The organism is Streptomyces sp. NPDC056486 (genome assembly GCF_042795295.1).
Classification (GTDB): Bacteria; Actinomycetota; Actinomycetes; order Streptomycetales; family Streptomycetaceae; genus Streptomyces.
Genome location: NZ_JBHTSF010000094.1, coordinates 23,045 through 36,042, shown reverse-complemented (window position 1 = coordinate 36,042; position 12,998 = coordinate 23,045). Strand labels below are relative to the sequence as shown.

Annotated in this window: 9 protein-coding genes; 7 read left to right on the top strand and 2 right to left on the bottom strand. The window is 68.2% G+C overall.

Annotated elements, in window-relative coordinates; translation table 11 throughout:
• Positions 1-51: 51 nt before the first annotated feature.
• Positions 52-1,107 (bottom strand): LacI family DNA-binding transcriptional regulator, encoded by a 1,056-nt coding sequence (locus ACFQ7F_RS30210; RefSeq protein ID WP_383276943.1) that lies wholly within the window; start codon positions 1,105-1,107, stop codon positions 52-54.
• Positions 1,108-1,445: 338 nt separating this feature from the next.
• Here ACFQ7F_RS30210 and ACFQ7F_RS30205 point away from each other — a divergent pair, with 338 nt between their 5' ends.
• The 7 genes from ACFQ7F_RS30205 (at position 1,446) to ACFQ7F_RS30175 (ending at position 11,544) form a co-directional block, all read left to right on the top strand.
• Entirely contained in the window at positions 1,446-2,759 is a 1,314-nt protein-coding gene (locus ACFQ7F_RS30205; protein ID WP_383276940.1) for an ABC transporter substrate-binding protein, read from the top strand.
• A 5-nt stretch (positions 2,760-2,764) separates the two neighbouring features.
• Positions 2,765-3,769 carry a carbohydrate ABC transporter permease gene (locus ACFQ7F_RS30200; protein WP_383276937.1) on the top strand — a complete coding sequence of 335 codons (1,005 nt, stop codon included), beginning with the start codon at positions 2,765-2,767 and terminating at the stop codon, positions 3,767-3,769.
• A 131-nt stretch (positions 3,770-3,900) separates the two neighbouring features.
• Positions 3,901-4,713 carry a carbohydrate ABC transporter permease gene (locus ACFQ7F_RS30195; protein WP_383276952.1) on the top strand — a complete coding sequence of 271 codons (813 nt, stop codon included), beginning with the start codon at positions 3,901-3,903 and terminating at the stop codon, positions 4,711-4,713.
• Between the two features lie 153 nt (positions 4,714-4,866).
• Complete coding sequence (locus ACFQ7F_RS30190; RefSeq protein WP_383276934.1) at positions 4,867-6,288, top strand: GH1 family beta-glucosidase; 1,422 nt, start codon at positions 4,867-4,869, stop codon at positions 6,286-6,288.
• A 116-nt stretch (positions 6,289-6,404) separates the two neighbouring features.
• Positions 6,405-8,084 (top strand): aspartate-alanine antiporter, encoded by a 1,680-nt coding sequence (gene aspT / locus ACFQ7F_RS30185; RefSeq protein WP_383276931.1) that lies wholly within the window; start codon positions 6,405-6,407, stop codon positions 8,082-8,084.
• A 54-nt stretch (positions 8,085-8,138) separates the two neighbouring features.
• Positions 8,139-9,842, top strand: a complete 1,704-nt coding sequence (aspT, locus tag ACFQ7F_RS30180) for an aspartate-alanine antiporter (protein WP_383276928.1) — start codon at positions 8,139-8,141, stop codon at positions 9,840-9,842.
• 52 nt (positions 9,843-9,894) lie between these two features.
• Positions 9,895-11,544 (top strand): bifunctional aspartate transaminase/aspartate 4-decarboxylase, encoded by a 1,650-nt coding sequence (locus tag ACFQ7F_RS30175; RefSeq protein WP_383276925.1) that lies wholly within the window; start codon positions 9,895-9,897, stop codon positions 11,542-11,544.
• Between the two features lie 130 nt (positions 11,545-11,674).
• Here ACFQ7F_RS30175 and ACFQ7F_RS30170 read toward each other — a convergent pair whose 3' ends face one another.
• Positions 11,675-12,718, bottom strand: a complete 1,044-nt coding sequence (locus ACFQ7F_RS30170) for a chitinase (protein WP_383276922.1) — start codon at positions 12,716-12,718, stop codon at positions 11,675-11,677.
• Positions 12,719-12,998 lie beyond the last annotated feature (280 nt).

Sequence of the window (12,998 nt, the reverse complement as noted above, 5' to 3'; positions counted from 1 at the left end):
GGTTCTTAAGAACCGGGGCCCTTTCGCATGCCTCCCGCGTCGGCGGCCCGTTCAGGACGACGCCCGCTCCACCAGTTCCGTCGGAAGCACCAGTTGGCGGTGTTCAAGGCGCCGGGCGGACGCGGGGCGGTCGTCCGCGATCTCGGCGAGCAGCAGATCGATCATCGCCCGGCCCATCTCCTCGATGGGCTGGCGCACGCTCGTCAGCGGCGGGTCCATGTGGCGGGCGATCGCCGAATCGTCGAAGCCGACGAGCGCCACGTCGTCGGGTATGCGGCGCCCGGCCTCGCGGAGCACCTGACGGGCGCCGGCGGCCATCACGTCGGAGCCCGCGAAGACCGCGTCCACCTCGGGGCAGGCCTCAAGGAGCTCCGACATCGCCCGGCGGCCGCCCTCCTCCGTGAAGTCGCCGGGGGCGATGAGGCGCTCGTCCACCGGGCGGCCCGCGTCCGTCAGGGCCGCGCGGTAGCCGTCGAGGCGGCGCTGGGCGCCGTAGACGTCCAGGCGGCCCGTGATGGTGGCTATGCACGTGCGTCCGCGCGCCAGGAGGTGCTCCACCGCCGAGTGCGCCCCGGCGAAGTTGTCGGAGTCGACCGAGGGCAGCGCCTCGTCGGCCGAGCGGCGGCCGCTGATCACCGCGGGGATCTCCAGCTGGGTCAGGAGATCGGGCAGCGGGTCGTCGGCGTGGACCGAGACCAGGAGGACGCCGTCGACACGGTGGGCCGCGAGGTACTGGGCCAGGCGCTGACGCCTGCGGTCGTTCCCGGCGAAGATCAGGAGCAGCTGCATCTCCGTCTCGCCGAGCTCGGCGCCGACCCCGCGCAGGACGTCGGAGAAGTACGGCTCGGCGAAGAATCGGGTCTCCGGCTCGGGCACGACCAGGGCGATGGCGTCGGTGCGGTTGGCGGCAAGCGCGCGTGCCGCCGTGTTCGGGACGTAACCGAGCTCCGCGACGGCCGCCTCGACCGCCGTCCGGGTCGCCTCGCTCACCCGCGGCGATCCGTTGATCACCCGGGAGACCGTCCCACGGCCCACTCCCGCCCTTGCGGCGACCTCCTCCAGAGTCGGTCGCCCGCCACTGCGGCTGCGCGCACCGTGAGCTGCCATTGTCCGCCTCCCGTCGCACTTCCCCCGGCGAGGAATGTAGAGGAATGTAACAGCCTGATCATCGCCGGGCGGCTGGGCCGAACGCGCTGGCACCCTCGCAACAGCCCGAGCAGCAGCGCAAGTAACAGCCCGATAACTGAAGACATATCTCTATGTCCGGTCCCTTGACACCCCCGCCCCCAGCCACGACTCTTCAACTCATCACTTGTGGGAGCGCTCCCACAGTACCTGACACGTACACATCCCGCACGTTCCCCACCCGAGCCGCAGAGTCAGACCAACGGGGCAAGAAGTGCAGTTGGCCGGGGGGTCGGCACGTCAGGCAACAGGAGGACGTAATGCGCACGAGTTCCCGCCGACCCGGTCGGCTGGTGGCCTTCGCGACCGTGACCGCGCTGGCCACAAGCCTGCTGGCCGGTTGTTCCAGTGACGACGACAGTGGCTCGGAGGGCGGCGACGGCAAGGTCACGCTCAACGTGGGCACGTTCGGTGTCCTTGGCCTGAAGCAAGCAGGTCTCTACGACGAGTACGAGAAGTCGCACCCGAACATCAAGATCAAAGAGAACGTGATCGAGCGGAACGACGCCTACTACCCGAAGCTTCTGACCCAGCTCCAGTCGGGCGCGGGCGTCAACGACGTCGCGGCCATAGAGGTCAGCAACATCACCGAGGTCGTGAAGACCCAGGGCGCCAAATTCGAGGACCTGAGCAAGGCCGAGGGCGTGGACAAGGCCACGTATCTCGACTGGAAGTGGAAGCAGGCCACGACCGACGACGGCAAGACGGTCGGCCTCGGCGTCGACATCGGCCCGACGGCGCTGTGCTACCGCAAGGACCTCTTCAAGAAGGCCGGTCTTCCCACCGACCGCGAGGAGCTCGCCAAGGCGTGGGCCGGTGACTGGGACAAGTACGTCGCGCTCGGCGACAAGTACATGAAGAAGGCGCCCGAGGGCACCAAGTTCGTCGACTCCGCCTCCAGCGTTTACAACGCCGTGTTCGCCGGTGCCACCGAGCGGTACTACGACAAGGGCGGCAAGGAGATCTACGAGAAGAGCCAGGGCCGCAAGGACGCCTGGAACGCGGCGATGAAGGTCGCGAAGGGCGACATGTCGTCCAAGCTCAAGCAGTTCGACCCGACGTGGGACCAGGGCTTCGCCAACGCCAAGTTCGCCACCGTCGCCTGCCCCGCGTGGATGGCCGGCTACATCCAGGAGAAGACGGGCCCTGAGGGCAAGGGCCAGTGGGACATGGCCAAGGCGCCCGAGGACGGCAACTGGGGCGGAACGTTCCTCGGCGTGCCGAGCGCGGGCAAGCACAAGAAGGAGGCGACCGAGCTCGCCGTCTGGCTGACCCAGCCCGAGCAGCTCGCGAAGGTCTTCGCCAAGCAGGCGAGCTTCCCGTCCACCCCGTCGGCGTACGACTCGCTGAAGCCGTCGCCGGCGACCAAGGCGTACTTCAACGACGCGCCCATCACGGAGATCTACGCCGACATCGCGAAGAACACCCCCTCGGTCATCTACGGCGTCAAGGACGCCCAGATCGGCCAGTCCATCACGGACATCGGTGTGCTCCAGGTGGAGCAGCAGGGCAAGTCTCCGGCTGAGGGCTGGGAGGCCGCGCAGAAGGAGATCAAGGATGTTCTGGGACAGTGACGCGCATGTCCGAGACCACTGAGTACGCCGAGACCGCGTCCCCCGGTGAGGGGGACGCGGCCCCGGCCGCGTCCGGGACCCGCAAGGGCTCCCCCACGTCCTCGTGGCGCAGTCGCCTGTACCGCTGGGACATAAAGGCGTCGCCGTACGTCTTCGTCGCCCCCTTCTTCCTCTTCTTCGGCGCCTTCGGCCTGTTCCCGCTGCTCTACACCGGCTGGGCATCGCTGCACCGCCTGGAGCTGACCAACCTCGACGACAGCACCTGGCTGGGCCTGGAGAACTACACCAACCTGCTGCAGAGCGACTACTTCTGGAACGCGCTCGGCAACACCTTCACCATCGGCATCATCTCCACCGTCCCGCAGCTGGCCATCGCGCTCGGTATCGCGCATCTGCTCAACTACAAGCTGCGCGGCTCCACCCTGTGGCGCGTGGCGATGCTCGCTCCGTACGCCACGTCGGTGGCGAGTGCCTCGCTGGTCTTCACGCTGCTCTTCGCGTGGGACGGCGGCATGGTCAACTGGCTGGCCGGGTCCATCGGCATCGACCCGATCAACTGGCGTGAATCGTCGTGGGGTTCGCAGTTCGCGGTGTCCTCGATCGTCATCTGGCGGTGGACCGGCTACAACGCGCTGATCTACCTGGCCGCGATGCAGGCCGTGCCGCACGATCTGTACGAGTCGGCCTCGCTCGACGGCGCATCGCGCTGGCAGCAGTTCCGGCACGTGACCATCCCGATGCTGCGGCCGACGATCCTGTTCACGGTCGTCGTCTCCACCATCGGGGCGACCCAGCTCTTCGGCGAGCCACTCCTGTTCGGTGGCACGGCCGGGTCCAAGGGCGGCGCCGACCACCAGTTCCAGACCCTTGGCCTCTATCTGTACGACCAGGGCTGGATCAACGGCCATCTGGGCCGGGCCTCAGCCGTCGCCTGGCTGATGCTCGTGATCCTGCTGCTCATCGCCGCGGTCAATCTGCTGATCGCCCGACGTCTGAGGAAGGCCCAATGAAGTCCCGCACCACGGGCCCGACGACCGACGTCGCCGCGGACCCGGAGACCGACCTGGTCGCGAGCCCGAAGACCGTCATCGCCAAGGGCCCGAAGTCGGGGCGCCCCCTGGGGCTCAAGGCCGGTCGCACGATGCACGCGGGGCCGGTGACCTACGTCGTTCTGGCGCTGTTCACGGCCGTCTCGCTCGCGCCGCTGATCTGGACGGCGATCGCGGCGTCGCGGACCAGCGGCAGGCTCGCCCAGACACCGCCGCCCCTGTGGTTCGGCGGCAACCTCTTCAAGAACCTGGAGCGGGCCTGGACGGAGGCGAGCCTGGGCGACGCGATGCTCAACACCACGATCGTGGCGGGCAGCATCACCATCGGCACCGTCCTGTTCTCCACGATCGCCGGATTCGCCTTCGCCAAGCTGAAGTTCAAGTTCAGCGGTCTGCTGCTCCTCCTGACGATCGGCACGATGATGGTGCCGCCGCAGCTGAGTGTCGTACCGCTCTATCTGTGGGTCGCCGACCTGCAGTGGACCAATCAGCTCCAGGCGGTGATCCTGCCGACGTTCGTGAGCGCCTTCGGCGTGTTCTTCATGCGGCAGTTCCTGATCCAGGCGCTGCCGAGCGAGCTCATCGAGGCGGCCCGGATGGACGGTGCGAGCAGCCTGCGCATCATCTGGCACGTGGTGTTCCCGGCGGCGCGGCCCGCGATGGCGGTCCTCGGCCTCCTGACGTTCGTCATGGCCTGGAACGACTTCCTCTGGCCGATCATCGCGCTCAACCAGTCGAACCCCACCGTGCAGGTGGCGCTCAACTCGCTCGGCACGGGCTACATCCCGGACCGGGCGGTGATCATGGCGGGCGCCCTGCTCGGCACACTGCCGCTGCTCCTGGCGTTCGTCCTCTTCGGAAAGCAGATCGTGAGCGGCATCATGCAGGGCGCGGTCAAGGGCTAGCCGTCACAGGCTGAGGCCCTCTCCGCCTGCCGTATCCCTCTCCCGCCGGGGTTCCCTCTCCCGCCAGGGTCGAGCCGCCGCCACCTCGACCCTGGCCGCCCGCCCTCTCTTCCTTGACCTGTCCTCTTCCCCCCTTCCCATGGGAGCGCTTCCATGCCCGAATCCCTCACCTTTCCGGCCGACTTCCTCTGGGGAGCCGCCACGTCCGCGTACCAGATCGAGGGCGCCGTACGCGAGGACGGCCGCACCCCCTCCATCTGGGACACCTTCAGCCACACGCCCGGCAGGACGCACGACGGCGACACCGGTGACGTCGCCGTCGAGCACTACCACCGCTACCGCGACGACGTGGCGCTCATGGCCGACCTCGGTCTGGACGCCTACCGATTCTCCGTCTCCTGGTCGCGGGTGCAGCCCACCGGGCGCGGCCCGGCCGTCCAGCGCGGCCTCGACTTCTACCGGCGCCTCGTGGACGAGCTGCTCGCCAAGGGCATCAAGCCCGCCCTGACCCTCTACCACTGGGACCTGCCGCAGGAGTTGGAGGACGCGGGCGGCTGGCCCGCACGGGAGACCGCGTACCGGTTCGCCGAGTACGCGGGCTTCGTCGGTGAGGCGCTCGGCGACCGCGTCGAGTCGTGGATCACCCTCAACGAGCCGTGGTGCAGCGCCTTCCTGGGCTACGGCTCCGGTGTGCACGCCCCCGGCCGCACCGACCCGGCGCACGCACTGCAGGCCGCGCACCACCTCAACCTCGCACACGGCCTGGGTACGCAGGCGCTGCGTGCCGCCCTTCCGACCCGCGCCCGGGTCGCCGTGAGCCTCAACTCCTCGGTGGTCAGGGCCGTTTCGGAAAGCCCGGAGGATCTGGACGCCCGCCGCCGCATCGACAACCTCGCCAACGGCGTCTTCCACGGCCCGATGCTGCACGGCGCCTACCCGGCGGACCTGCTCACCGACACGGCCCGCATCACCGACTGGTCCTTCGTGCAGGACGGCGACCTGGCCACCGCCCACCAGCCCCTCGACGCGCTCGGTCTCAACTACTACACGCCCGCGCTCGTCTCGGCCGCCCAGAACGACCCCGCGAACGCGCGCAACGACGGACACGGCGCCAGCGAGCACTCCCCGTGGCCCGGCTCCGACGACGTGGCCTTCCACCAGACGCCGGGCGACCGCACCGAGATGGGCTGGACCATCGACCCGACGGGGCTGCACGACCTGATCATGCGCTACACCCGGGAGGCGCCGGGCCTTCCGCTGTACGTCACCGAGAACGGCGCGGCCTACGACGACAAGCCCGACGCGGAGGGCCGCGTCCACGACCCGGAGCGCATCGCCTACCTCCACGGCCACCTGGCCGCCGTCCGCCGCGCCATCACGGACGGCGCCGACGTCCGCGGCTACTACCTCTGGTCCCTCATGGACAACTTCGAATGGTCGTACGGCTACAGCAAGCGCTTCGGCGCGGTGTACGTGGACTACGAGACGCAGGCCCGCGTCCCGAAGTCCAGCGCCCACTGGTACGCGGCGGTGGCGGCCGCCGGTGAGCTGCCGCGGGAGGGCGCCGCGGGCTGACCGGGCCAACCAGTCATCGACAGCACGCCCTGAGGAGCCGAGTGGCAGCGCGCCACTCGGCTCCTTAGATTTCCCATATGCCACATAACGCAACTGATCAGGCACGGTGAGCGCCGGTGGGCGTACTCCGTGATCACCCCGAGTTCGCGCTGTTCATCTGCCTCGCCCTCGGTTATCTGGTCGGCAAGGTGCGCGTCGGCCCCATCACCCTGGGCGGCATCTGCGGCACCCTGATCGTCTCGCTGCTGCTCGGCGCGTGGGCCAAGGTCGTCGTCTCCGACGACGTCAAGACGATCTTTTTCGCACTCTTCATCTTCGCCCTCGGCTATCTCGCGGGCCCCCAGTTCTTCTCCAACCTCAACCGCGAGAGCCTGCGCTTCTTCGTGCTCTGCGCGATCGAGCTCGTCTGTGTCCTGGGCATCGCGCTCGGCCTCGCCAAGGCCTTCGACCTGGACGTCGGCACCGCCGCGGGCATCCTGGCGGGCGCGGCCACCGAGTCGGCCGTCGTCGGTACGGCGACCGAGGCCATCGGCAAGCTCGACGGCCTCACCCCGGACCAGATCACCCAGTACCAGGGGCACGTCGCCACCGCGTACACGGTCTGCTACCTCTTCGGCCTGATCACCATCGTGCTCTACACCAGCCAGATCATGCCGATGATGCTGCGCATCAACCTGCGGGACGCCTCGCGCGAGCTGTGGGAGAAGATGCGCGGCTCGGGCGAGGGTCTGGAGTCCGACGAGCGAGAGTCCTTGCCGGGCATGGTCGGCCGCACCTATCTGGTGACGACGGCCGACGGCAGGACCGTGGGCGACCTGGAGTCCGAGCTCGACGGGCGGATCACCGTCGAGGCGGTCAAGCGCGGCAGCAAGGCCCTCACTCCCCGCCCCGATCTCGCCCTGACCCTCTCCGACCTGGTCCTCGTCGTCGGCCGCCGCGCCAACACCATCGAGGCGGGACGGCTCATCGGCACCGAGACCCCCGGCATCCCCGGCGTCGACACCCCGCTCGCCACCGCCCAGGTCGCCGTCACCGAGAAGTCGATGGACGGCCTGAGCGTGGACGCCATGCAGCGCGCGCATCCCGAGTTCATCAAGGACGGCGTGTACGTCACCGACGTACTGCGCGGTGATCAGCATCTGCCCGCCGACGGAGGCACCACCGTGCGCCGCGGTGACGTGCTCACCCTGGTGGGCGCGCGTTCCGGCCTGAACAAGCTGGTCGCGCGGATCGGCGCGGTCGTCAAGAACGACGCCACCGACTTCATCTACCTGGGGCTCGGCATCGCGGCCGGTTCCCTGCTCGGGCAGGTCGTCGTGCACTTCGGCGACGTGCCCATGTCGCTCGGCACGGGCGGCGGCTGTCTGGTCTCCGGGCTGCTCTTCGGCTGGTTCCGCTCGCGCAGGCAGACCTTCGGGGCGTTCCCGCCACAGGCCGCCAACACCCTCAAGGACATGGGCCTGGCGATCTTCATCGCCTGTACGGGGCTCGTCTCGGGTCCGCAGGCCTGGCCGCTCCTCAAGCAGTACGGGGCGCTCCTTCCGTTCGCCGGGATCGCGATGGTCCTCGTACCCGCGACGATCTCGCTGTTCGTCGGGCGCAAACTCCTGAAGATCGAGAAACCGCTGCTCATCGGCGCCATCGCGGGCCAGCAGTGTTCGACCCCGGCGATCACCTCCGTCACCCAGGTGGCCCAGAGCTCGGTCCCGCTGCTCGGCTACACGATCACTTACGCCCTCTCGAACTTCCTGCTCCCCCTGACCGGACCGATCCTCGTCGGCGTACTCGGCACCTGAAGTGGCGTCCTCGGCATCTGAAGCGGCCCACCCGGCGCACCCGGAGCGTAGAAAATGATCGACTTCCTCAACCGGAACATCTTCCAGCCCCACCCCGAGCTGCTCGTCTTCATCACCGTGGCGATCGGTTTCCTCTTCGGGAAGCTGCGTTACAGGGCGATCGGACTCGGTGCGGTCACCGGGTGTCTCATCGCGGGGCTGCTGCTCGGGGCGCAGTTCAAGGTCGAGATCGACGGGACGGTGAAGAACCTCTTCTTCACGATGTTCCTCTTCGCCCTCGGCTACAAGGTCGGCCCGCAGTTCTTCCGCGGCCTGAAGAAGGACGGCCTTCCGCAGGTGCTCAACGCGGTCGTGGTCTGTGTGACAGGCCTGCTCGTCTGCTGGGGCTTCGCCGCGATGCTCGGCTACGGTCCCGGACTCTCGGCCGGTCTGCTCGGCGGCGCGCTCACCCAGTCCGCCGTCATCGGTGTCGCGGGCGACGCGATCTCCAATCTGCCGGGACTCAGCTCCGCGCAGGTCAAGAGCGAGTCGAACCTGGTCGCCATCGGCTACGCGGTGACGTACCCCCTCGGCACGATCCTCTGCGCGATGCTGCTCGCCAATGTCCTGCCCCGGCTCTACCGCCGCGACCTGGCCGCCGAATCAGCGGCCCTGGCAAAGGAGTTGGACACACCCGGCGACAACCCCGACCTGGCCGAGGGCTACTACGAGGTCGTCCTGCGCGCCTACACCATCCAGCGCCCCGATCTCGCGGGACGCACCGTCGAGGACTTCGAGAACCAGCAGCGCGAGCTGGGCCGCCGGGTCTACATCACCCGCGTACGCAGAGAGGGGAACATCCTCGACCACGACCAGCGGACCGCCCTGCGGGAGGGCGATGTCGTCGCGCTGAGCGCGCTGCGCGGCTCGCTCGTCGAGTTCGACCCGCGTACGCACATCGGCTCCGAGGCCGACGACGTCGAACTCCTCGGCTACCAGACCGAGTCCCTGCACGTCGTCGCCTCCGAAAAGGCCCAACTCGGCCGCACCATCGGGGACTTGCGCCGCGAGCCGTTCATGATCGGCGTCTACATCGACAAGCTGTACCGCTCCGGCGCCGAGTTCCCCTACCGCCTGACCACGAAGCTGGAACGCGGCGACACCCTGATCCTCACCGGACCCAAACGCCTGGTGGACCCGGCGGGCAAGGAGCTCGGCAAGCCCGTGCCGACGTCGTTCGCCACCGACATGATCTGGGTGGGCCTCGGCATCTTCCTCGGCGGCTGCATCGGCATCCCCGCGCTGACGGCGGGCGGTGTGCCGATCTCGCTCTCCACGTCCGGGGGCGCGCTGATCATGGGTCTGGTCTTCGGCTGGATCCGCGGCAAGTACCCCACATACGGGAACGTCCCGCCCGGCGCCCAGTGGTTCATGGACACCCTCGGGCTCTGCCTCTTCGTCGCGGTAGTCGGCATCAACGCGGGTCCGAGCTTCACCTCCGGTCTGTCGACGGCGGGTTGGGGTCTGCTCCTGTTCGGTGCGATCGCCACGGTGATCCCGCTGATCGTCGGCTTCCTCTTCGGTCACCACGTACAGAAGATCCGCTTCCCGATCCTGATGGGAGTCCTCGCGGGCGGCCAGACGACCACCGCGGCGATCGGCGCGATCAACGAAACGTCCAGGTCCCAGATCCCGACGCTCGGCTACACGATTCCGTACGCCGTCGGCAACGTGCTCCTGACCATCTGGGGCGCGGTCATCGTCCTGCTCCACCACTGATGCCACCAAGCCCCCGCCCCCCCTGTTCCCGTACGCATGTGAGGAATGAGCCGTGCCCAAGACCACCTTCACCCGCGAGGAAATCCAGTCGTTCGCCCAGCTCAGCCCCTTCGAGCTGAAGGACAAGTTCATCCAGATCGCCCAGGCGGTGCAGGCCGACAAGCCGGGCCAGAAGGAGAAGTCCATCCCGCAGATGCTCAACGCGGGCCGCGGCAACCCCAACTGGGTCGCCACAGGACCTCGCGAGGCGTTCTACGCGCTCGGCTACTTCGCCCTCTCCGAGTCCCGCCGCGTCTGGACCGCCGACAACCTCGGCGGCATGCCGGAGAAGACGGGTTCGGGCGAGCGCTTCGACACCTTCGTACGCCAGCACCCGGACCTGCCCGGCGTCGAGCTGCTGCAGAAGTGCGTCGAGTACGCCGTCGAGCGCTTCGGCTTCGACAGGGACGACTTCATCCATGAGCTCACGGACTGCTCGGTCGGCGACAACTACCCGGTCCCCGACCGGATGATGAAGCACGCCGAGCAGATCGTGCGCGGCTACGTCGCCGACGAGATGTTCGACCACAAGCCCCCGGCGGGCAATCTGAGCCTGTTCGCCACCGAGGGCGGAACGGCCGCGATGTGCTACATCTTCGACTCGCTCATGAAGAACGGCATCCTGCGCAAGGGCGACAAGATCGCCCTGATGGTCCCGGTGTTCACGCCGTACGTCGAGATTCCCGAGCTCGACACGTACGAGTTCGACGTGACGTACGTCCAGGCCAGCATGTTCGCCGAGGCGGGCGTACGGGAGTGGCGCTATCCGGAGGAGGAGGTGGCCAAGCTCGCGGACCCCGCCATCAAGATGGTCTGCCTGGTCAACCCCTCCAACCCGCCCTCGCTCGCGCTGAGTCAGCGGGTCGCGGACCAGATCAAGCAGATCGTCGCCACGTCGAACCCGAACCTGCTGATCGTGACGGACGACGTGTACGGCACGTTCGTCGACGGCTTCCGGTCCATCGCCGCCGACCTGCCGCGCAACACGCTGCTCGTCTACTCGTACTCCAAGCACTACGGCTGCACCGGCTGGCGGCTCGGCGTCATCGGTCTGAACGACGACAACGTCATCGACGAGCTGATCGCGGCGCTTCCACAGACGGAGAAGGCCCGGCTCGCCAAGCGGTACGGGACGCTGACCCTCGAACCGGAGAAGATCAGATTCATCGACCGCCTGGTCGCGGACTCCCGCCAGGTGGCCCTGAACCACACCTCGGGCCTCTCGCTCCCCCAGCAGATGATGATGGCCCTCTTCTCCCTCTTCGACATGCTGGAGGAGGGGCAGGCGTACAAGCTGCGCATCCGCGCGATCGTGCGGCAGCGGCTCGAACTGCTTCTGGAGGGCGCCGAGATGAAGATCTCGGACGACCCCAAGCGGGCCGGTTACTACATCGAACTGGATCTGCTCGCGGAGGCGGAACGCGTCCACGGCAAGGACTTCGCGGACTTCCTGGTGAAGAACTACGAGCCGGTCGACGCGCTGTTCCGCCTCGCCGAGCAGACCCATGTGGTGCTTCTGAACGGCGGCGGGTTCGAGGGCCCCGAGTGGTCGGTGCGGGTGTCGCTCGCCAACCTGGACGACCTCGACTACCTCAAGATCGGGCACCACCTGCGGGCGATCTTCAACGACTACGCGTCGGAGTGGAAGGCGAGCAAGGCCTAGTGCGGAGTAGTACGGGAGAGAGGTGGGCGCCCCGACCGGGTGGGGGGATGTGGGGGGCCGGTCGAGGCGCCGTGGGGGGCGGTGGTTCAGGGGGTTCGGAGGGGTCGGGCGGTTCGGTGAGGGGCGGGGGCTACTTGTAGGCGCCGAAGGCCTTCGTGAAGGCGAGCGGCTCCTGTTCGATCGACGAACAGGTCGGCTGCGCGCTGTTGCCTGCGCCGCCCTCACAGGCCTTGTCGCGGGTCGACGACCACATCGCCAGCCAGCCGATGCCCTTCTCCTCGGCGAACTTCACCAGCTGCGTGGCGTCGTCGACCTTGAAGATCTCGGTGGCGACGTCGTTCACGCCGATCATCGGAGTGACGGCGACTGCCTCCCAGGCGGCCTCGTCGGACAGATCGAGGGCACCCTTGATCTGCTTCTGCGTGGCGGTCGCGGCGTCGATGGCGTACTGGCCCATGTCATCGCTGTAGGAGGGCCCGTAGTCCATCGCCATGATGTTGACGGCGGAGACCTTCACGCCGTTCTTCTTCGCGTCGGCGACGAGGTCGACGCCCGGCTGGGTCAGCCCCTCGGGCATGACGGGCAGCGTGAACGAGACGTCCAGGCCCTCGTGGTCCTTCTGCAGCTGCGCGATGGCCTGCGCGCGGCGGGTGTTGGCCGCGGTGTCGGGGAGGGCGCCGCCCTCGATGTCGAAGTCGACCTTCGTCAGCTTGTACTTGTCGATGACCTTGCCGTACGCCTTGGCCAGCGAGTCGGCGCTGTCGCACTTGAGACCGAGCTCGGAGCCCGCGGCGCCGCCGAAGGACACGCGGACGTCACCGCCCTTGGCCCGCAGGTCACCGATCTGCGAGGCGACCTTGTCGTCGTCGAGCCCGGTGACACCGCCCCACAGGGGCTCGCAGCCGCCACCGGAGGTGATGAAGGCGAGGTTGAACTCCTTGACGCCGGTCTTGGTCGCGGTGTCGACGAGGTCGTACGCGGGGGCGAGTGAAGTGTCCACGAACGGGGCGAACTTGGCGTTGCTCCCGGCCTTCGCGGTGGGCTCGGCGGGGGCCTTGCTGGCGAGCGCCGTGCCGGTGAAGGCGAAGACTCCGCCGCCGACGAGGGCGGCGGCTGCGAGCCCGCCTATGACCTTGGACCTGGTGCTCACCGTGCGCCGATGCGTGCTGCTCATCGCGTGCCTGCCTTAGCTGTGCGGGGGGTGGGGATGCGTGAGCACGTTAGCCCCGCTGGGGCGGGACATTGTGGGCAATTGGGGCTCTGCACTGGATCTTAGGGTGCGCTTAAGGGAGCGATCGGGGGCGGTTAATGGTTGCCCCGGGTTGGCTCCCGGGTGCGGTCCGCGGCCACCTCTCCCGCGCTCCGCGCGGATCTCCCCCACCCACCCACCCGGCACCCCGAGACGAACTCCCGAGCGGACGGCTCTCCCACCCACCCGGCACCCCGCAGTGGAA